Annotated in this window: 16 protein-coding genes, 2 tRNA genes and 3 other RNA genes; 9 read left to right on the top strand and 12 right to left on the bottom strand. The window is 52.6% G+C overall.

Features of this window, described 5'->3' with window-relative positions; all coding sequences use genetic code 11:
* Window positions 1-21: 21 nt before the first annotated feature.
* From oppF to CSK29544_RS14000, 6 genes are all read right to left on the bottom strand, one after another.
* Window positions 22-1,026, bottom strand: a complete 1,005-nt coding sequence (gene oppF / locus CSK29544_RS14025; protein ID WP_004385006.1) for a murein tripeptide/oligopeptide ABC transporter ATP binding protein OppF — start codon at window positions 1,024-1,026, stop codon at window positions 22-24.
* Complete coding sequence (locus CSK29544_RS14020; RefSeq protein ID WP_007890028.1) at window positions 1,023-2,036, bottom strand: ABC transporter ATP-binding protein; 1,014 nt, start codon at window positions 2,034-2,036, stop codon at window positions 1,023-1,025. The genes oppF and CSK29544_RS14020 overlap by 4 nt, the downstream gene beginning before the upstream one ends.
* A gap of 11 nt (window positions 2,037-2,047) precedes the next feature.
* The gene (oppC, locus tag CSK29544_RS14015) at window positions 2,048-2,956 is read right to left on the bottom strand and encodes an oligopeptide ABC transporter permease OppC (protein ID WP_004385004.1); all 909 of its coding nucleotides are present in this window, start codon (window positions 2,954-2,956) and stop codon (window positions 2,048-2,050) included.
* Between the two features lie 14 nt (window positions 2,957-2,970).
* Complete coding sequence (gene oppB / locus CSK29544_RS14010; protein ID WP_004385003.1) at window positions 2,971-3,891, bottom strand: oligopeptide ABC transporter permease OppB; 921 nt, start codon at window positions 3,889-3,891, stop codon at window positions 2,971-2,973.
* An 83-nt stretch (window positions 3,892-3,974) separates the two neighbouring features.
* On the bottom strand, window positions 3,975-5,603 hold the full coding sequence (gene oppA / locus CSK29544_RS14005; RefSeq protein ID WP_029039151.1) for an oligopeptide ABC transporter substrate-binding protein OppA: 1,629 nt from the start codon (window positions 5,601-5,603) through the stop codon (window positions 3,975-3,977).
* A 790-nt stretch (window positions 5,604-6,393) separates the two neighbouring features.
* Window positions 6,394-7,032: a YchE family NAAT transporter gene (locus CSK29544_RS14000; RefSeq protein WP_004385002.1), complete on the bottom strand. Its 639-nt coding sequence runs from the start codon at window positions 7,030-7,032 to the stop codon at window positions 6,394-6,396.
* Between the two features lie 478 nt (window positions 7,033-7,510).
* Here CSK29544_RS14000 and adhE point away from each other — a divergent pair, with 478 nt between their 5' ends.
* Window positions 7,511-10,189, top strand: coding sequence for a bifunctional acetaldehyde-CoA/alcohol dehydrogenase (gene adhE, locus CSK29544_RS13995; RefSeq protein WP_007850596.1), 2,679 nt, complete (start codon window positions 7,511-7,513; stop codon window positions 10,187-10,189).
* Between the two features lie 357 nt (window positions 10,190-10,546).
* On the opposite strand, the gene tdk is transcribed toward adhE, so the two are convergent.
* Complete coding sequence (gene tdk, locus CSK29544_RS13990) at window positions 10,547-11,152, bottom strand: thymidine kinase (protein WP_007850597.1); 606 nt, start codon at window positions 11,150-11,152, stop codon at window positions 10,547-10,549.
* A 541-nt stretch (window positions 11,153-11,693) separates the two neighbouring features.
* On the opposite strand from tdk, the gene hns reads away from it, so the two are divergent.
* Window positions 11,694-12,107, top strand: coding sequence for a histone-like nucleoid-structuring protein H-NS (gene hns, locus CSK29544_RS13985; RefSeq protein ID WP_007679581.1), 414 nt, complete (start codon window positions 11,694-11,696; stop codon window positions 12,105-12,107).
* Window positions 12,108-12,221: 114 nt separating this feature from the next.
* Here the strand turns inward: hns and CSK29544_RS13980 are convergent, their stop codons facing one another.
* The 4 genes from CSK29544_RS13980 to rssB form a co-directional block, all read right to left on the bottom strand.
* On the bottom strand, window positions 12,222-13,235 hold the full coding sequence (locus CSK29544_RS13980; protein WP_007890036.1) for an NAD-dependent epimerase: 1,014 nt from the start codon (window positions 13,233-13,235) through the stop codon (window positions 12,222-12,224).
* Window positions 13,236-13,249: 14 nt separating this feature from the next.
* Window positions 13,250-14,590, bottom strand: coding sequence for a UDP-glucose dehydrogenase family protein (locus tag CSK29544_RS13975; protein ID WP_004384996.1), 1,341 nt, complete (start codon window positions 14,588-14,590; stop codon window positions 13,250-13,252).
* 21 nt (window positions 14,591-14,611) lie between these two features.
* Window positions 14,612-15,520, bottom strand: a complete 909-nt coding sequence (gene galU, locus CSK29544_RS13970) for a UTP--glucose-1-phosphate uridylyltransferase GalU (protein ID WP_007850600.1) — start codon at window positions 15,518-15,520, stop codon at window positions 14,612-14,614.
* Window positions 15,521-15,721: 201 nt separating this feature from the next.
* Window positions 15,722-16,735, bottom strand: a complete 1,014-nt coding sequence (gene rssB, locus CSK29544_RS13965; RefSeq protein ID WP_007890039.1) for a two-component system response regulator RssB — start codon at window positions 16,733-16,735, stop codon at window positions 15,722-15,724.
* A 354-nt stretch (window positions 16,736-17,089) separates the two neighbouring features.
* On the opposite strand from rssB, the gene CSK29544_RS13960 reads away from it, so the two are divergent.
* From CSK29544_RS13960 to CSK29544_RS23020, 7 genes are all read left to right on the top strand, one after another.
* Window positions 17,090-17,548, top strand: a complete 459-nt coding sequence (locus tag CSK29544_RS13960) for a YchJ family protein (RefSeq protein WP_015386618.1) — start codon at window positions 17,090-17,092, stop codon at window positions 17,546-17,548.
* A 50-nt stretch (window positions 17,549-17,598) separates the two neighbouring features.
* Window positions 17,599-18,441, top strand: a complete 843-nt coding sequence (gene purU, locus CSK29544_RS13955) for a formyltetrahydrofolate deformylase (RefSeq protein ID WP_004384993.1) — start codon at window positions 17,599-17,601, stop codon at window positions 18,439-18,441.
* 168 nt (window positions 18,442-18,609) lie between these two features.
* A non-coding RNA gene (locus CSK29544_RS23030) (RtT sRNA) lies at window positions 18,610-18,750 on the top strand.
* Window positions 18,751-18,778: 28 nt separating this feature from the next.
* Window positions 18,779-18,863: transfer RNA gene (locus tag CSK29544_RS13950), tRNA-Tyr, on the top strand.
* A 43-nt stretch (window positions 18,864-18,906) separates the two neighbouring features.
* Window positions 18,907-19,037, top strand: a non-coding RNA gene (locus CSK29544_RS23025) — RtT sRNA.
* 36 nt (window positions 19,038-19,073) lie between these two features.
* Window positions 19,074-19,158 (top strand) — tRNA-Tyr (locus CSK29544_RS13945).
* 45 nt (window positions 19,159-19,203) lie between these two features.
* Window positions 19,204-19,335, top strand: a non-coding RNA gene (locus tag CSK29544_RS23020) — RtT sRNA.
* A gap of 188 nt (window positions 19,336-19,523) precedes the next feature.
* On the opposite strand, the gene CSK29544_RS13940 is transcribed toward CSK29544_RS23020, so the two are convergent.
* Window positions 19,524-20,294 carry an SDR family oxidoreductase gene (locus CSK29544_RS13940; RefSeq protein WP_029039150.1) on the bottom strand — a complete coding sequence of 257 codons (771 nt, stop codon included), beginning with the start codon at window positions 20,292-20,294 and terminating at the stop codon, window positions 19,524-19,526.
* Between the last annotated feature and the right edge of the window lie 53 nt (window positions 20,295-20,347).

Below are 20,347 nucleotides of genomic sequence, written 5' to 3'. Positions count from 1 at the left end.
GGCACCTGCCAGCCCTTGCGATTATAACGGGTCCACCTTCAGGCAGGAAACCGCATGGCGGAAACTGCCTTCCAGCACCGGCCGCGTCTGGGCGCATTCCGGTCCGGCCATCGGGCATCGCGTGCGGAATACGCAGCCCGACGGCGGATTGATAGGCGACGGCAGCTCGCCTTCCAGCAACTGAATGGTTTTGTTTTTTTCGAGATCCGGGTCCGGGATCGGCACCGCCGACATCAGCGCGCGCGTGTAAGGGTGCAGCGGATGATGATAAACCTCATCATAAGTGCCAAGCTCCACGGCGTGTCCCAGATACATCACCAGCACGCGATCGGAAATATGCTTCACCACCGCCAGATCGTGCGCGATAAAAATCAGCGACAGGCCCATCTCACGCTGCAGTTTTTGCAGCAGGTTCACCACCTGCGCCTGAATCGACACGTCGAGCGCGGAGACCGGTTCGTCGCAGATAATCAGTTTCGGCTCAAGGATCAGCGCACGGGCGATGCCGATACGCTGGCACTGGCCGCCGGAGAATTCATGCGGGTAACGGTTGACGAGGTTTGGCAGCAGGCCCACTTTCATCATCATCGCTTTTACGCGGTCACGGACTTCCTGACGCGGCATTTTCGGATGATAGGTGCGCAGCGGCTCGGCGATGATATCGCCAATCGTCATACGCGGGTTCAGCGAAGCCAGCGGATCCTGGAAAATCATCTGGATATCGCTGCGCACATCGCGCCACTCTTCCTGTTGCATGCCCAGCAGATCTTTACCGAGCCACGCCACGCGGCCGCTGGTGGCTTTGACCAGACCAATAATCGCGCGCGCGAAGGTGGATTTTCCGCAACCGGATTCTCCCACCACGCCCAGCGTTTCGCCTTCATACAGCCGCAGCGTCACGCCATCGACCGCTTTTAACGTTTTGGCCGGCTGCCAGAACCACTGCTTGCCGTCTTTAATATCGAAATGCACCTTGAGATCGGCCACTTCGAGCAGAACTTTTCTCTCTTCAGCTACGGTGCTCATTTCAGCTCCTCCACCGGTTTAAAGCAGGCGCGCAGGCGGCCAGGGGCGAATTCTTCCAGCGGCGGCGTCGTGCTGCAGATTTCCATTGCGTGCGGACAGCGCGGCTGGAACGGACAGCCTTTTGGCAGGCGCAGCAGGTTCGGCGGGTTGCCCGGAATGGTGAGCAGGGATTCGCCTTCCGCGTCGAGACGCGGCACGGCATTAAGCAGACCGATAGAATACGGGTGCGCCGGATCGTAAAAGACCTCACGCGCTTTGCCATATTCCATGGTGCGGCCTGCGTACATCACCAGCACTTTGTCGCAGATGCCCGCGACCACGCCGAGGTCGTGGGTGATCATAATGATGGCGGTGTTGAATTCGCGCTTAAGTTCGTTCAGGAGCGTCATGATTTGCGCCTGAACGGTCACGTCGAGCGCGGTGGTCGGTTCATCGGCGATCAGCAATTTCGGACGGCACAGCAGCGCCATCGCGATCATCACGCGCTGGCGCATACCGCCGGAGAATTCGTGCGGGTACATGCGCATGCGCTTGCGCGCTTCCGGCATTTTCACCGCGTCCAGCATCCGTACCGACTCTTCAAATGCTTCGGCTTTGCTCATGCTTTTATGCAGCATCAGCACTTCCATCAGCTGCTCACCAACGCGCATATATGGGTTCAGCGAGGTCATCGGATCCTGGAAAATCATCGAAATCTGCTCGGCGCGCAGGCGATTGAGCTCGCGCTCCGGCAGGTTGAGGATTTCACGGCCGTTAAACGTCGCCGAACCGCCAATGCGGCCATTGGCGGCCAGCAGCCCCATCAGCGCGAACGCCGTCTGGGATTTGCCGGAGCCGGATTCGCCGACGATGCCGAGCGTTTCGCCGGCGCGCAGGCTGAAGTTGAGATCGTTGACAGCGGTAACGTCGCCGTCGGGCGTCGCGAAGGTGACGCGCAAATCTTTGACGTCAAGCAGCGTCGCTTGAGACGCCGCGCTCTGTTGCGGCGCAGAGAGTTCAATGGTGCTCATGGCGGCACTCCTTAACGATCTTTCGGGTCGAGGGCATCACGCAAGCCATCGCCGATAAAGTTAAAACAAAACAGGGTGACCACCAGGAAACCCGCCGGGAAGAGCAGCAGCCAGGGCGACACTTCCATGGAGTTAGCGCCATCGCTCAGCAGCGCGCCCCAAGAGCTGAGCGGCTCCTGCGTACCGAGGCCGAGGAAGCTTAAGAAGGATTCAAACAGGATCATGCTTGGCACCAGCAGCGAGGCGTAAACCACCACCACGCCCAGCACGTTCGGCACGATATGACGCACGACAATGTTCGCCGTCGACACGCCGCCCACCTGCGCTGCTTCGATGAACTCTTTACGCTTCAGGCTGAGCGTCTGGCCGCGTACGATACGCGCCATATCAAGCCAGGAGACCATCCCGATAGCGACGAAAATCAGCAGGATGTTCTGACCGAAAAAGGTCACCAGCAGAATAACGAAGAACATGAACGGGAAGGAGTTAAGGATCTCCAGCAGACGCATCATCACCGAGTCCACTTTGCCGCCGAGATAGCCGGAAAGCGAGCCGTAGAGCGTACCCACGATAACCGCCACCAGCGCCGCCGCGACGCCCACCATCAGCGAGATACGCCCGCCGATAGCAACACGCACCAGCAGGTCGCGGCCTGAAGAGTCGGTGCCGAACCAGTGGCCCGATTCGGTATCAGGTGGCGCGGACATCATGCCCCAGTCGGTATCGAAATAGCTGAACTGCGACAGCATCGGCGCGAGGGTGACGAACAGCGCAATCAGCGCCAGCACAATCAGGCTCGCCACCGCCGCGCGGTTATGCATAAAGCGACGGCGGGCATCCTGCCACAGGCTACGTCCTTCTACTTCCAGTTTTTCACTGAAGTTTTCCAGCGCCTCGCTGTTTTTCTTACTCAACATCATGGCGTACTCCAGTGTCAGTAACGAATTTTCGGATCGATAACGGCATACAGCACATCGACGATCGCGTTAAACAGAATGGTCAGCGCGCCGACAAGAATCGTCAGGCTCAGTACCAGCGAGTAGTCGCGGTTGAGCGCGCCGTTCACGAACAGCTGGCCGATGCCCGGTAGGCCGTAAATAGTTTCAATAACCATCGAACCGGTGATGATGCCGACAAACGCAGGGCCCATATAGGAGAGCACCGGCAGCAGCGCGGGTTTCAACGCGTGGCGCAGAATAATGCGGCGCATCGGCAGCCCTTTGGCGCGAGCGGTACGAATGAAGTTGGAGTGCAGCACTTCAATCATGGAGCCACGGGTAATACGCGCGATACTGGCGATATAAGCCAGCGACAGCGCGACCATCGGCAGGATCATGAATTTCAGCGCCCCGCCGTTCCAGCCGCCGCCCGGCAGCCAGTGCAGCGTTATCGCGAAGATCATGACCAGCAGTGGTGCCACCACGAAGCTTGGAATGACCACGCCGGTCATCGCCACCCCCATGACGGCGAAATCCCACTTCGTGTTTTGTTTGAGCGCGGCCATCACGCCTGCCGCCACGCCTAAAATCACCGCCAGTAAAAACGCCGCAGCGCCTAATTTCGCGGAAACCGGGAAGCTTGAGGCCACCAGATCGTTTACCGAATAATCCTTGTATTTAAAGGACGGACCGAAATCACCTTTCGCCAGTTGCTTCAGATAATTGAAGTACTGGGTCATGATGGGGTCGTTAAGATGATATTTCGCCTCGATATTCGCCATCACTTCCGGCGGAAGATTACGTTCGCCGGTAAAAGGACTCCCCGGCGCGAGACGCATCATAAAGAAGGAGATAGTAATTAGAATAAACAGCGTCGGAATCGCTTCCAGACAGCGACGTAAAATAAATTTCAACATTGCCCGTACCTTCTGGCGTGTGCCTTTGACTCACGGAAAAATAAGACACAGTGGGGCAGGACGCCCTGCCCCACGCATTGCCATTAATGTTTGATAATATACAGGTTTTTAACGTATACATTATCCAGCGGGTCTTTACCGGTGTAGCCACCGACCCACGTTTTCACCAGGCGGGCGTTCACGTAGTAATAAACCGGAACGATAACGGAATCTTTATCCAGTTGTTGCTCCGCTTTGTTGTAAAGCTCGCTACGCTGACCTTCGTCACTCACCTGCAGCGTCTCCTGCATCACCTTATCAAACGCGTCGCTCTTATAGTGCGAGGTGTTGTTGGAGCTGTTGGAGAGCATGGTGTTCAGGAAGGACGTCGGTTCGTTGTAATCCGCACACCAGCCCGCACGCGCCACGTCAAAGTTGCCCTGATGACGGGTATCCAGGAAGGTTTTCCACTCCTGGTTTTCCAGCTTCACGTTCACGCCCAGGTTTTTCTTCCAGATGGACGCGGCCGCGATCGCCAGTTTTTTGTGCAGATCGGAGGTGTTGTACAGCAGATCGAACGTCAGCGGCTTGTCAGCGGTATAGCCCGCTTCGGCGAGCAGTTTTTTGGCTTCGGCGTTACGCTGTTCCTGGGTCATTTTAAACCAGGCCGGTTCGGTGAATTTCGCGCCGTCGGTGTACGGCGGGGTGTAACCATAGGCTGGCAGATCGCCCTGGTTTTTCACTTTATTCACGATGATATCGCGATCCAGACCCAGCTTCAGCGCGGTACGGACGCGCGGATCGTTAAACGGCGCTTTCTGATTGTTGATTTCGTAGTAGTAGGTGCACAGGTACGGGTCGACGTGCACTTCTTTCGGGATCTCTTTTTTGAGCTTCTGGAACAGTTCAATCGGCATGTTGTTATAGGTCATGTCGATTTCGCCGCTGCGGTAGCGGTTAACGTCAGTGACTTCAGAAGAAATAGGCAGGTAGGTCACTTCGTTGATAACGGTTTTCGCGTTATCCCAGTAGTTGGTGTTGCGCTCAAGCACGATGCGCTCGTTCACCACCCAAGATTTCAGTTTGTACGCGCCGTTAGACACGATGTTGGCCGGCTGGGTCCATTTCTCGCCAAATTTCTCAACGACGGCTTTAGGCACCGGAGACATGGAGGAGTGAACCAGCAGCTTATAGAAATACGGGACCGGCTCGCTCAGGGTGACTTCAAGCGTATGGTCGTCGATCGCTTTTACGCCAAGATCGGTGGCAGGTTTTTTACCGGCGATGATGTCGTCGATATTCGTAATGTGGCCGTATTGCAGGTAGCTTTCATACGGAGAGGCGGTTTTCGGGTCAGCCAGGCGCTGCCAGCTGTAAACGAAATCTTGTGCCGTGACCGGCTCGCCATTGGACCATTTTGCGTCTTTACGCAGATGGAAGGTCCAGACTTTAAAATCTTTGTTTTCCCACTTTTCGGCAACACCCGCGCTCGGGTGGCCTTCAACATCAGTAACCAGCAGACCTTCGAAGAGGTCGCGGTTGATGTTGGACTCCGGCACGCCTTCAATTTTATGCGGGTCGAGAGACTGCACTTCCGAACCGTTGTTGCGCACCAGCGTTTGTTTCTCCGCCAGTTGCACACCCGCAGGAACATTCGCGGCCATTGCGTTACCCGCGATTAGCGCAGAAAGGATCCCCGCAGCTACCAGACTTTTTTTTGTGATGATGGACATTGTGTTGGTACTCCACTCATTATTATTACTGACGAAAGTCAGCCCGTTCTCCCCTGACGGGGACCTGTGCAGCGCAGGAGCTTTCGCGTCTGCCAGGTGGTTTTCTTTTTTACAGCTTGCTATCACCGACTTTATTTATCACGGCCGCTCTCTGGCAGCCTGTCGTCGATTCTTTACTGCCCTTCCCTGTTTTAAGGACAGTCTCTTTGCGCGCTACCTGTTGGAGGAAAGCGCTTTCATACGAAAATCGTTCTCACCTGTTGATAATTCGCAGGCAAATGTTTTGCCGGAAAGTATCAAATGCGTGAATTGTGCGCCAATACAATTTACAAATTTGTTAACCGCTTCTCTTTTGTCATGAAGGAAAACGTGGAGCCAGGCAGGCTGCAAAGTACAAATTACTTATTATTACCCTTTTCATTCAACAGGTTACACGGATTCTGCCGTATACACCCGTCATGTCACTCTGCTCACAGCGCATCGCAACATAAAGTTAACAATTGAACAAAAATTAGCACATTTATCTGCGCTGGCGTTGAAATTACTAATATCATTTCGTTAAACCCGCATCAATACTCAAACTATCATGTGACAAAAATAACAGACTGATTGCTTTATTTATGAACGCAACGAATGTAACCGACACTGTAATTGATTGTTTTAATAATCAATTACCAGATATCAGATAAAGTTATGAGTAAAAAATCGAAACGCAGAGGGTTATAGGAAATGCTAATAATAAAAGAAAAAAGCGAAGCATCCGCTTCGCTTTTATGAGGAAAGAAAATGACTAACTTACCAGGCCCGGAAAGAGCGCTTTAATCCCTGTCACGATAAATTCAATGCCCAGCGCCATCAACAATAGCCCCATGATACGGGTGATGACGTTAATGCCCGTCTGCCCCAGAAGGCGAACCAGCCACGGCGCGAGGCGAAACACCCCCCAGCAACATGCCGCGAAAAGCGCGATGGCGACCGTAAAGCCCAGCATATATTGCCAGCTGTGGTAACGCGTACCCCATACGATAGTTGAACTGATTGCCCCCGGGCCCGCCATCAGTGGTAATGCCAGTGGTACGACGCCGATGCTTTCACGGATCGCCGTTTCTGACTTCTCTTGCTTATTCTGCTTATCCTCGCCCAGTTTCCCGCTAATCATCGACATCGCAATGGTGACAACCAGAATACCGCCAGCGATGCGGAAGGAGTCAATCGAGATGCCGAAAATCTGCAGTATGGCATCACCGAGAAACAGCGATGTCCAGAGAATAATGGCCACGGAGAGGTTTGCCGTCAGATTGGTTTTATTGCGCGCCGCCGCGGTCTGATAGCTCGTCATACTAATGAAGACGGGAATGATGCCCACCGGGTTTACCAGTGCGAACAGCCCAATAAAGAACTTAAAAAAGGTTGGCAAATCAAACAGCATAGAATTCAAGGGAAGCTCCGCAGATTGGTGAGGCAACGGCGTGCGTAATGTAATGCAAAACCCCTGCTTACGCTACGCCCTTACGCCTTTATACATTCCTGATCTCGCGCCCATTTGACCGCGTCGACCTGTGTTATTCTTTTGTTGATTTATGGTGATTTAATTATTCAAAAGTGTAGTAAATATATTAACCAACGCTGAAATACCGCTATAAGGGCTGCTGAAAGGAGTCAGCATGGGGTTAAATTGATTTAGATCACGCTTTTGGTAACCAGAAGTGAGTATCTTGATGATGCCGCCAGGGAGTAAGACATTTTCCAGAGAAATGTTTTAAGGCAAGGCTCTTTTAGTAAATCAGCGGGGTTTGTGGTCGTTGTGCTGGTAAACCTGTCTGTAACGCACGCTGTTTGGGGCTGACTATACTGTCGTTTCGAGCAGATGATTTACTAAAAGAGTTTAACATTATCAGGAGAGCATTATGGCTGTTACTAATGTCGCTGAACTAAACGCCCTCGTCGAGCGCGTCAAAAAAGCCCAGCGTGAATATGCCAACTTCACCCAAGAACAGGTTGACAAAATCTTCCGCGCCGCCGCTCTGGCCGCTGCAGATGCTCGAATCCCCCTCGCTAAAATGGCCGTTGCCGAATCCGGAATGGGTATCGTCGAAGATAAAGTGATCAAAAACCACTTTGCTTCTGAATATATCTACAACGCCTATAAAGACGAGAAAACCTGCGGCATTCTCGACGAAGATGACACCTTTGGTACGATTACCATCGCTGAACCTATCGGCATCATCTGCGGTATCGTTCCGACCACTAACCCAACGTCTACCGCCATTTTCAAATCGCTTATCAGCCTGAAAACCCGTAACGCGATCATTTTCTCTCCGCATCCGCGTGCGAAAGATGCAACTAATAAGGCAGCGGATATCGTGCTGCAAGCCGCTATCGCTGCAGGCGCGCCGAAAGATCTGATCGGCTGGATTGATCAGCCTTCCGTTGAGCTGTCTAACGCGCTGATGCATCACCCGGATATCAACCTGATTCTGGCCACCGGTGGCCCGGGCATGGTGAAAGCAGCGTACAGCTCCGGTAAACCTGCTATCGGTGTAGGTGCTGGTAACACACCGGTGGTTATCGACGAAACAGCCGATATCAAACGCGCTGTCGCTTCTATCCTGATGTCTAAGACGTTTGATAACGGCGTTATCTGTGCCTCTGAACAGTCTGTCATCGTTGTTGATTCTGTTTATGATGCGGTGCGCGAACGTTTCGCGAGCCACGGCGGCTACCTGCTGCAGGGCGCGGAACTGAAAGCCGTGCAGAATATCATTCTGAAGAATGGCGCGCTGAACGCGGCTATCGTAGGTCAGCCGGCGGTAAAAATCGCCGAGATGGCAGGCATCACTGTGCCGTCCAGCACTAAGATCCTGATTGGCGAAGTCTCTCTGGTGGATGAAAGCGAACCGTTCGCTCATGAGAAACTCTCTCCGACCCTCGCCATGTATCGCGCGAAAGATTTCGAAGATGCTGTAGAAAAAGCGGAAAAACTGGTTGCGATGGGTGGTATCGGTCATACCTCTTGCCTGTACACCGACCAGGATAACCAACCGGCTCGCGTCACTTTCTTCGGCGATAAAATGAAAACCGCGCGTATCCTTATCAACACGCCGGCTTCTCAGGGTGGTATCGGGGATCTCTACAACTTCAAGCTGGCGCCGTCTCTGACGCTGGGTTGCGGCTCCTGGGGTGGTAACTCCATCTCTGAAAACGTTGGTCCGAAACACCTGATCAACAAGAAAACCGTTGCTAAGCGAGCTGAAAACATGTTGTGGCATAAACTTCCGAAATCTATCTACTTCCGTCGCGGCTCACTGCCGATTGCGCTGGATGAAGTGATTACTGATGGTCACAAACGCGCCATGATCGTGACTGACCGCTTCCTGTTCAACAACGGTTATGCCGACCAGATCACCTCCGTACTGAAAGCGGCTGGTGTTGAAACTGAAGTGTTCTTTGAAGTAGAAGCTGACCCGACCCTGAGCGTGGTTCGCAAAGGCGCTGAGCTGATGAACTCCTTTAAACCGGACGTTATCATCGCGCTCGGTGGTGGCTCCCCGATGGATGCCGCGAAAATCATGTGGGTCATGTACGAACACCCGGAAACCCACTTCGAAGAACTGGCGCTGCGCTTTATGGATATCCGTAAACGTATCTACAAGTTCCCGAAAATGGGCGTGAAAGCGAAAATGATCGCCGTCACCACCACTTCCGGTACCGGTTCTGAAGTCACGCCGTTTGCGGTGGTTACCGACGACGAAACCGGTCAGAAATATCCGCTGGCGGACTACGCCCTGACCCCGGATATGGCGATTGTCGATGCCAACCTGGTGATGGATATGCCGAAGTCACTCTGCGCCTTCGGTGGTCTGGATGCGGTCACTCACGCGCTGGAAGCTTACGTTTCTGTACTGGCATCTGAATTCTCCGATGGTCAGGCGCTTCAGGCACTGAAACTGCTGAAAGAAAACCTGCCGGCGTCTTACCATGAAGGTTCGAAAAACCCGGTTGCGCGTGAACGTGTTCACAGTGCTGCGACTATCGCCGGTATCGCGTTTGCGAACGCTTTCCTCGGCGTGTGTCACTCCATGGCACACAAGCTGGGTTCACAGTTCCACATTCCGCATGGTCTGGCGAACGCCCTGCTGATTTCTAACGTTATCCGCTATAACGCGAACGATAACCCGACCAAGCAGACCGCTTTCAGCCAGTATGACCGTCCGCAGGCGCGTCGCCGTTATGCTGAAGTGGCTGACCATCTGGGTCTCACTGCACCGGGCGACCGTACCGCAGCGAAAATTGAGAAACTGCTGGCATGGCTGGAAAGCATCAAAGCTGAACTGGGTATTCCGAAATCTATCCGTGAAGCAGGCGTTCAGGAAGCCGACTTCCTGGCCCATGTTGATAAACTGTCTGAAGATGCCTTCGATGACCAGTGTACTGGCGCTAACCCGCGCTACCCGCTGATTGCCGAGCTGAAACAGATCCTGCTGGATAGCTTCTACGGCCGTGAATACAAGGAAGGTGCTGAAGCTGTAAAAGCTGAAGCCGCTCCTGTCGCGAAAGCTGACAAAAAAGCCAAGAAAACGGTTTAAGATCGTTTAAAGTTAAAAACCCGCCGCCCGGCGGGTTTTTTTTGCTCTGTGCAAACCGGTGTACCAAAGAAAAGCAGACAGCGCGTTGCCATCCATCGTCTGACTAAAACCCCACATCAGACTTAAACCTCACTGATGCACTAATGAATGTTGCGCTTCATCGGTTTTTACCAGGCAATGTGACGAGGCATATAGAAGAGGCATATGAAATGGAAACCCCGTATCCTTCTCTGAGCATACGCCAGTGCCCCAGTTTCTTTTGACTTTAACGGTCAGATGGCCGTATTCATAAAAAAGCCTCAGCGCAATCGTGAGGCTTGTTCAGTTGGACTCATGGGGGGCGCAGGCCAAAGTCTTTTAGCGGCCCTGAATCGCTTTTAAGGAGCCCTTTTCCAGGGCTTCTTTATAATGCTTACGACACACCGACACATAACGCTCATTACCACCAATGACGACCTGTTCGCCTTCATTATAAGGCCGGCCCTCATGGTCGAGACGGAGCACCATGCCCGCTTTACGACCGCAAAAGCAGACGGTTTTCAGCTCTACCAGTTTGTCAGACCATGCCAGCAAATACTGGCTTCCTCCAAAGAGTTCACCACGAAAATCCGTACGCAGGCCATAACAGAGCACGGGTATATCCAGCTTATCGACGACTTCAGAAAGGGCGTAAACCTGATCGCGGGTCAGAAACTGACTTTCATCCACCAGCACGCAATGAACGGGGGCTTCCTGATGCGCATCGCGAATATCTTCAAATAAAGACGTATGCGCATTATAAAGTCTTGCTGGCGAGGATAATCCTATACGGGAACTCACCTTTCCTGCGCCAAAACGATCATCAATTTCCGCGGTATAAACAAGGGTACGCATTCCCCTTTCCTGGTAGTTATATGAAGACTGGAGTAATGCTGTAGATTTACCGGCATTCATCGCCGAATAGTAAAAATAAAGTTGCGCCATCTGCTCGATAACCCTGGCTTAAGTGTTGGTTAGTCGCAGCCAGTGTATCATATTCTCTGTAAGGGGCATGCAACTCTCGGCTCATCGCAAGCCATCCTTATATAGCGAGTGGCGAAAAGCCGCCCGCTCAACACTTTGAAACACATTTATGGCTCTTATTGTGGATAAACTGTGGAGACCGCGGCCATTTTAGCCTGTTAATCAAATAGGCATAACGTGCTGGCTATTCTAATAAGCAGCGGTCAGCGATTGATGAGTGTTCCACTAATACAGAGGCGAGATATTTACTGATGCGGATAATAATCCCTTAAAAAATGGTGTTTCTCTGGTGAATTCGTACCTGGCGGCCCCGCTATCAGGGCAGTTTTTACATGGGTAACTTTGTGCGTTACTTCAAGAAAAATTTAAGTATCGCTTTATTAAACGCGCACAAATAATCCGATATTTTGACTTCCTTACATTTCGGCCTATTGCAGAACTGAATTTAAGGCTCTATTATTAGCTCAACACACCACCCCATTATAAGTTTGAGATTACTACAATGAGCGAAGCACTTAAAATTCTGAACAACATCCGTACTCTTCGTGCACAGGCGAGAGAATGTACTCTGGAAACTCTGGAAGAGATGCTGGAGAAATTAGAAGTGGTTGTAAATGAGCGCCGTGAAGAAGAAAGCGCTGCCGCTGCGGAAATCGAAGAACGTACTCGCAAATTACAGCAGTACCGTGAAATGCTGATTGCTGACGGTATTGATCCGAATGAATTACTGAACAGCATGTCTGCCGCTAAAACCGGTACTAAAGCTAAACGTGCTGCACGTCCGGCCAAATATCGTTATACCGACGAAAACGGCGAAAGCAAAACCTGGACCGGCCAGGGCCGCACGCCTGCCGTGATCAAAAAAGCAATCGACGAGCAAGGCAAACAGCTGGACGATTTCCTGATCAAGGATTAATTTCGTTCAGACAGTGCTTTTGGTGCTGTATTAAAAAACCCGCCTCGGCGGGTTTTTTGTTTTAAGGCCTCTCATAACAAGCGAGAGGCGATTTGAGACAATAACAGTGGAGGACTACGCCTCTACGTTATAAAACGCTTTATACCACGTCACAAAGCGTTTAACGCCCTCTTCCACGCTGGTCTGCGGCTTAAACCCGATCACCTCATAGAGTGCGGAGGTGTCGGCACTCGTCTCAAGCACATCACCCGGTTGCATCGGCAGCATATTTTTCTGCGCTTCTTTGCCCAGCGCTATTTCCAGGGCGGAAATATAATCCATTAACGCAACGGGAGAACTGTTGCCGATATTATAAACACGGTACGGCGCGGAACTGGTGGCCGGAGAACCGTTTTCTACGGTCCACTGCGGGTCTGCCTGCGGAATAACATCCTGCAACCGGACAATCGCCTCAGCAATATCGTCGATATAAGTAAAATCGCGTCGCATCTGGCCGTGATTATAAACATCAATGCTGCTGCCTTTGACAATTGCCTGCGTAAATTTAAAGAGCGCCATATCCGGACGCCCCCAGGGGCCATATACGGTGAAAAAGCGCAGCCCTGTGGTCGGCAAGCCATACAGATGCGAATAAGTATGCGACATCAGCTCATTGGCTTTTTTGGTCGCCGCATATAAAGAAACCGGATGATCGACAGAGTCGTCAGTAGAAAATGGCATTTTACGGTTAAGACCGTAAACGGAGCTGGAAGATGCGTATAATAAATGCTCAACCTTATGGTGGCGGCAACCTTCCAGCACGTTTAAATGCCCGGTCAGGTTGGCATCCGCATAGGCATGTGGATTTTCCAGTGAATAACGCACGCCAGCCTGTGCGGCAAGATGAATGACGCGTTGCGGCTGATGCTGTGCAAATAACGTTTCCATTGCCTGACGGTCTGCCAGATCAATTTTTTCGAAATAAAAAGCAGTGTGTTGTTTAAGAAGATTGAGGCGGGCAAGTTTGAGGTTGACGTCATAATAGTCATTCAGGTTATCGATACCGATAACCTGGTGACCGGCTGCCAGCAGACGTTCGCTAACATGAAAACCAATAAAGCCCGCTGCGCCGGTAACCAGAAATTTCATACGATCCTCATTAATTATGCAATGTTAATGGATGCTCCACGGCCGATTGCATAATAAACAAAGCCGCGTTTGCTGAGCCTTGCCGGATCATACAGGTTACGGCCATCAAAGATAACCGGTTCTTTCAGGGAATTTTTGATGAAATCAAAATCCGGCGCGCGGAATGCCTGCCACTCGGTGCAGATAATCAACGCGTCCGCGCCCTGCAGCGCCGCTTCTTTGGTGCCCATCAAACGTAAGTCTGCACGGTGACCGTAAATACGCTGGGTTTCATCCATCGCTTCCGGATCGTAAGCCTGAACGGTGGCGCCATGTTTCCACAGCTCTTCCATCAGCACGCGGCTTGAGGCTTCGCGCATATCGTCAGTATTTGGTTTGAAAGAAAGCCCCCAGACCGCGAAGGTTTTACCTTCCAGATTCTCGCCGAAATGACGACGAATAAATTCTGGCAGCTTCATCTTCTGATCGTTGTTGACGTCTTCTACCGCTTTCAGCAGGCGCGGCACATAACCGATATGCTCAGCAGTGCGGATCAGCGCCTGAACGTCTTTCGGGAAGCAGGAGCCGCCGTAGCCGCAGCCAGGATAGATAAAGTGGTAGCCGATACGGGAATCGGAGCCGATGCCCTGACGCACTTTCTCGACATCCGCGCCCAGGCGCTCAGCCAGGTTTGAGATCTCGTTCATGAAGCTGATTTTGGTTGCCAGCATGCAGTTGGCGGCATATTTCGTCAGCTCGGCGCTGCGGATATCCATCAGGATCATGCGATCGTGATTGCGGTTGAACGGCTCATACAACTCACGCAGCAGTTCGACCACGTCGTCGTTGTCCGTCCCAACCACGATACGCTCAGGACGCATGCAGTCGGCAACCGCGGCACCCTCTTTGAGGAATTCGGGGTTGGAAACCACATCGAACGGGAAATCCACACCGCGCGCTTTCAGCGTTTCGCTCATTACCTGACGCACTTTATCCGCCGTGCCAACCGGAACGGTAGATTTATCCAGCACGACTTTATGGCTGGTCATATGCTGGGCGATAGTGCGCGCCACGGCGGTGACATATTTCAGGTCGGCAGAGCCGTCCTCATCAGGCGGCGTGCCTACGGCGATAAACTGCATCACGCCGTGGTTTACGCCTTCTGCGGCGTCGGTGCTGAAATGCAGACGCCCTTCTTCGTAGTTTTTCTTCACCAGCGGCGTGAGGCCTGGTTCATAGATAGGGATAACCCCTTTCTTCAGGTTTTCAACCTTGTTGGCGTCGACGTCAATACACATAACGTCATGACCAACTTCCGCCAGTACAGCGGCCTGTACCAGCCCCACATAGCCAATACCAAATACGGTTACTTTCATTACGTTGTCCCGGGTGATTAATTACTTCTTGTCGCCGACGGTGTCGTTAAGCCAGGCTTTGAACTCTTCACCCAGCGTATTGTGGCGAATTCCGTATTCCACAAAGGCCTGCATGTAACCCAGTTTGTTACCGCAATCGTGGCTTTTGCCTTTCATGTGGTACGCCTCGACGGTTTCTTTATCCATCAGCATCGCGATGGAGTCGGTCAGCTGGATCTCATCACCTGCTCCCGGAGGCGTTTTCGCCAGCAGAGGCCAGATATCAGCGCCGAGCACGTAACGACCAACAACCGCGAGGTTGGACGGTGCCACGTCGGCTTTCGGTTTCTCAACGATGCCCACCATCGGTACGCTGTCGCCCGGCTGCAGTTGCGCGCCCTGGCAGTCCACCACGCCGTAGGCAGTCACGTCTTCTACCGGCTCAACCATGATCTGGCTGCGGCCAGTCTCATCGAAACGTTTGATCATTTCTGCCAGGTTGTCCTGGGAGAGGTCGGATTCAAATTCATCGAGAATAACGTCTGGCAGAATGACCGCTACCGGCTCGTTGCCGACAACCGGATGCGCGCACATCACCGCATGGCCCAGACCTTTTGCGAGGCCCTGACGCACCTGCATGATGGTCACGTGCGGCGGGCAGATAGACTGCACTTCTTCCAGCAGCTGGCGCTTCACGCGTTTTTCCAGCATCGCTTCGAGTTCAAAACTGGTATCGAAGTGGTTTTCGATGGAATTTTTTGAGGAGTGAGTGACCAGAACAATCTCAGTAATGCCAGCGGCAATACACTCATTAACCACATACTGAATTAACGGTTTATCCACCAGCGGCAGCATCTCTTTTGGAATCGCCTTAGTGGCCGGCAACATCCTGGTTCCTAATCCCGCAACAGGGATTACTGCTTTTTTCACTTTCGAATTAATGGCAGCCATTGAATATTCTCCTGGACTGTTCAAGTTTCACACTTGTTCGTCAATTAAAAACGCGTTCGAGTATATCAGTTAAAAAATGGGGAAAGAGTCTGAATACCCTTACGTCATGGCAATTTAGGACAAATACGAAGAAAACTGACGCGATATTACCACCCGTGCAGACAGCCTGGAAAAGCTATCTGCATCAGATAAATCAAATGCTCATTCTGCAGACAACATGAGTCTTAAGCGACCACCTGCACCCCAGACCTGACACTGCCAGGCTTCGCAGCGCTGGCTGATTTGATTTAAGTAAGTATTACCCAGAGTGCCCAAAGGGACACCATTACTGAGCTGAATTTGGTTATCTCCGGTATTTAACGTCGCGTTAAGACCGGCTGAGACTAATATGAGGTTTTTTAATTCGCTGTGGTAATAACCGACCAGCAAAGGAAATTGCCCGTACAAATTTGCCTGGCGCAACAATTGATTTACCTGCTTAAGTAAAGCCCCAAGCTCGGGTAAACGCTGCCGCTGTTGCGAGAGTTGTTCCTGAAGCAAACCATTAAATAATGCGCGTAATAACAGCGCGGCCAGCACGCCGTTGTCGCCAGCGCGCGTCACATCCAGGCAATAAAACGCCAGGTCGTTGTCGGAAATTGGCGCAATATCCAGCACCAGTCCCAGTTCATCCGCGGCGACTAACTGGCGATAATTCACCCGGCAGTGCGACATCACCTGCTGCACCGGCGGCTGCAACTCTTTCAGCAGCTTCGCGGCGGCGTGAGGATTATTGACCAGCGCGTCCCAGTCCTGAAACAACCGCTCTTCTTCCTCAACCCGCGAATTAAACATGTTGGGATAGAGACAGGCGTAAACGGTTTCACGCAGCCGGTTAAAATCTTTGACGGGTTTTAGCAGCACGTCCTGCACGCCAAGGCGCAGCGCTTTGGCGATATCCGCCATATTGTCCGTCGCGGAGATGACCAGAATCGGGGTTTGATTGCCGTCGTTGCGCAGACGCTCGATCAGCTTCAGGCCATTCATGCGCGGCATTTCCAGATCGCAAATCAGCAGATCGGGCGCGGCGTCGTGCATTTGCTCCAGCACGTCAACGCCATCTTCAGCAAGATGGGTCTGCGCGCCCAGCGATGATAGCCATGCATCAAGCATTGAACGAAAAACGGCTTCATCTTCAACGATGAGGATCTGTTTGCCGGCTAATGGTTGCGTCATCTCTCCCCCCCTGAATGACTTGTTGCCAAGTTTGGCATGCTCAGGCGGGCTGTGCCTGTCAGAATTGCCCGAAGAATGTCAGCGCAACAGGAAGAAACATAACGCTTTTGCGCCTGGCGCAATATAGCGGGAGTGATAGTGCCCTGTGACCAAAAGATAAACTGCAGCATGTGAATACTTTATTTTATACCTTTGTGTAAGGCTAAGCCTTGCTGTGTGTGTTCGCCCAGGCATCAGGCGCCACGGGCGTAAAAGTCTGCATCTCTGGCGGCGGCGTGGCATCAAGGCCGTCGCTCGGTTAACATAGTGCCGCTGTGGCGTTTAACGCCTTAATTTTGTCCTCAAGGAGAAATCGTGTCGCAACTTTGTCCTTGCGGTAGCGCTCTGGAGTATAGCCTATGTTGCCAGCCTTATCTTTCTGGTAACAAGAGCGCAGCCCTGGCATCACAGCTTATGCGCTCTCGCTACTGCGCTTTCGTGATGAAAAATGCGGAGTATTTGATAAAGACCTGGCATCCCGCCTGCCAGGCAGACCGTTTTCGCGCCGATATTGAAGCGGGTTTTGCCCATACACAGTGGCTTGGCCTGACGATTTTTGAAGAAGCGCCTGGTCATACCGAAAACGAAGCGTACGTCAGTTTTGTGGCGCGTTTCCAGGAAAATGGCAAATCGGGCGCAATTATCGAGCGGTCGCGTTTTCTCAGTGAACAGGGCCGCTGGTACTATATCGACGGCACCCGTCCGGTTTTCGGGCGCAACGATCCGTGCCCGTGCGGTTCCGGGAAAAAATTTAAAAAGTGTTGCGGGCAATAAACCGCTGACTGACAACACACTGGCAAACCTTCAACAGGATCACCCCTGCAATGCAAGCATTACAACGTAAAGTACTGCGTACCATCTGCCCGGATCAGAAAGGGCTCATCGCGCGCATCACCAATATTTGCTACAAGCACGAGCTGAACATTGTGCAGAACAATGAGTTCGTCGATCACCGCACCGGCCGCTTTTTTATGCGTACCGAGCTGGAAGGAATTTTTAACGACGCCACACTGCTTGCCGATCTCGACAGCGCTCTGCCTGCAGGTTCCGTTCGCGAGCTGAACCCGGCCGGACGCCGCCGCATCGTCATTCTGGTGACCAAAGAGGCGCACTGCCTCGGTGATTTGCTGATGAAAGCCAACTACGGCGGTCTGGATGTCGACATCGCTGCGGTCATCGGCAACCATGAAACGCTGCGCCCGCTGGTTGAGCGTTTCGATATTCCGTTTGAACTGGTAAGCCATGAAGGGCTGACCCGCGAAGCACACGATAAACAGATGGCAGACGCCATCGCGGCGCACGAGCCGGATTACGTGGTTCTCGCGAAATACATGCGCGTCCTGACCCCAGATTTCGTCGCCCGCTTCCCGAACAAGATAATTAATATTCATCACTCGTTCCTGCCGGCGTTTATTGGCGCGCGCCCTTATCACCAGGCCTACGAGCGCGGCGTGAAAATTATTGGCGCGACCGCGCACTATGTGAATGACAATCTGGATGAAGGTCCGATCATCATGCAGGACGTGATTCATGTGGATCACACGTATACCGCCGAAGATATGATGCGCGCGGGCCGTGACGTTGAGAAAAACGTGCTCAGCCGCGCCCTGTATCAGGTGCTGGCTCAGCGCGTGTTTGTTTACGGTAACCGCACGATTATTCTGTAAGGCATTGCCCGTTTCTGTTTAGGTTTAAAACGTTACGGGCAAAAAGTACGCAAACAATCGTTATTCGCTAACGGAAGGCTTTACAGGGGCGCGACATTTGGTATGATGCGCCCCGCTTCCCGCAGCGGAGGCAGGCCAGTAAAGAGCATTACCCCGTGGTGGGGTTCCCGAGCGTACATCAGGGAGCTGACTGCAAATCTGCCGTCATCGACTTTGAAGGTTCGACTCGAGCGTAGTGAGAGAACGTTGCCGCAGGCAACGGCCCGAAGGGTGAGTCGCGAAGCGACGAATAATCCTTCCTTGCTACGATAATGCGGAATAAAGCGTTTTACCCCGTGGTGGGGTTCCCGAGCGGCCAAAGGGAGCAGACTGTAAATCTGCCGTCATCGACTTCGAAGGTTCGAATCCTTCCCCCACCACCATTTTCAACCACTGCACGTGGTTACCTTGTAAAGTTTACTTCATAAGAAAACTTACAGGGGAAGGGTGAGAACCTTTGATAAGGTTCGAGTCGAGCGATAGCGAGACAACGTTGCCGCAGGCAACGGCCCGAAGGGTGAGGAGCGAAGCGACGAATAATCCTTCCCCCACCACCATTTCACGCAGTACCTCTACAATATGAATTACCCCGTGGTGGGGTTCCCGAGCGGCCAAAGGGAGCAGACTGTAAATCTGCCGTCACAGACTTCGAAGGTTCGAATCCTTCCCCCACCACCATCTCTTTCAAATATCCCGCTTGCTAATACACACACCCATCTTGCATATGCCATGGACCGGGGAAGGATGAGAAGCTTCGACGAAGGTTCGCGTCGAGCGACAGCGAGACAACGTTGCCGCAGGCAACGGCCCGAAGGGTGAGGAGCGTAGCGACGAATAATCCTTCCCCCACCACCATCTCTTTCAAATATCTCCCCAGACTCATACACTCTCCCATCTTGCATATGCCATGGACCGGGGAAGGATGAGAAGCGTCGACAAGGTTCGAGTCGAGCGACAGAGAAATAGCATGTCGCATCATCTGCTTTCGATGGATGCGCTTCGCTTATCCACCCTACAGTGCCTTCACACCTTCGCCCGGCTAATTAGCAAGCAAACGGTGAACGCTGCTGCGCCTCTTTAAGAAATTGCAGGGCATCTTCACCCGCCACGGTGTATAGCAGCGCGTTTTGATCGCAAGCCACAGTGAAAATGGCATTCGCCACATCGTCTGCGTGCGTCACGGGCGAGGCGGCATCGCCCGCCATGCGGATAAATTCATTTACCATCTCGCCGTACACCCGATCGTCCTGCCCGCCAAAATATGCCCGCGCATTTTCGCCAAACTTCGTTTCGGGCGAGCGCCCCGGTAACACCACATGAACGCGAATACCAAAGGGGCGAACCTCAAGGGCTAATGACTCGCTCCAGGCATTCAGCGCCGCTTTACTGGCGCGATAAAGCCCAATCAGCGGCATCGCTTTGGTGGTGACAGAAGACGACACATTGATGATTACCCCTGATTTTTGTTCTCTCATTTGCGGGAGAAAGGCCTGAGTCAATAACAGCGTGCCCAGAACATTGGTGTTCATTAACTGCTGCGCGGTGGCAAGCGGCGTCAGTTCAACCGGGACCGGCGCGCCGACGCCTGCATTATTCACCAGCAGATCGATCGCGCCCGCCCTTTTCACCACGGCACGAATACTCTCCTCAGACGTAATATCCAGCGGCAAAATTGTCAGCCTGTCACTTTCAGGAAAAAGCGACGAATCGGGCGTTCTCATGGTGGCAATCACATTCCAGCCTTTGTCTAAAAAAAGTTGTGCTGTGGCCAGCCCAAAACCTGAAGAGCATCCGGTAATCAGTGCAGTTGACATGGTTAATCCTCTCTGTTGGCAAGAGCAGCAATCATAGCCGCCGCCAGCTGGAC

It is taken from the genome of Cronobacter sakazakii, from assembly GCF_000982825.1.
Taxonomy (GTDB): Bacteria; Pseudomonadota; Gammaproteobacteria; order Enterobacterales; family Enterobacteriaceae; genus Cronobacter; species Cronobacter sakazakii.
Note: the sequence above shows the minus strand (reverse complement) of the source record. Positions and strands in the feature narration are given on the sequence as shown.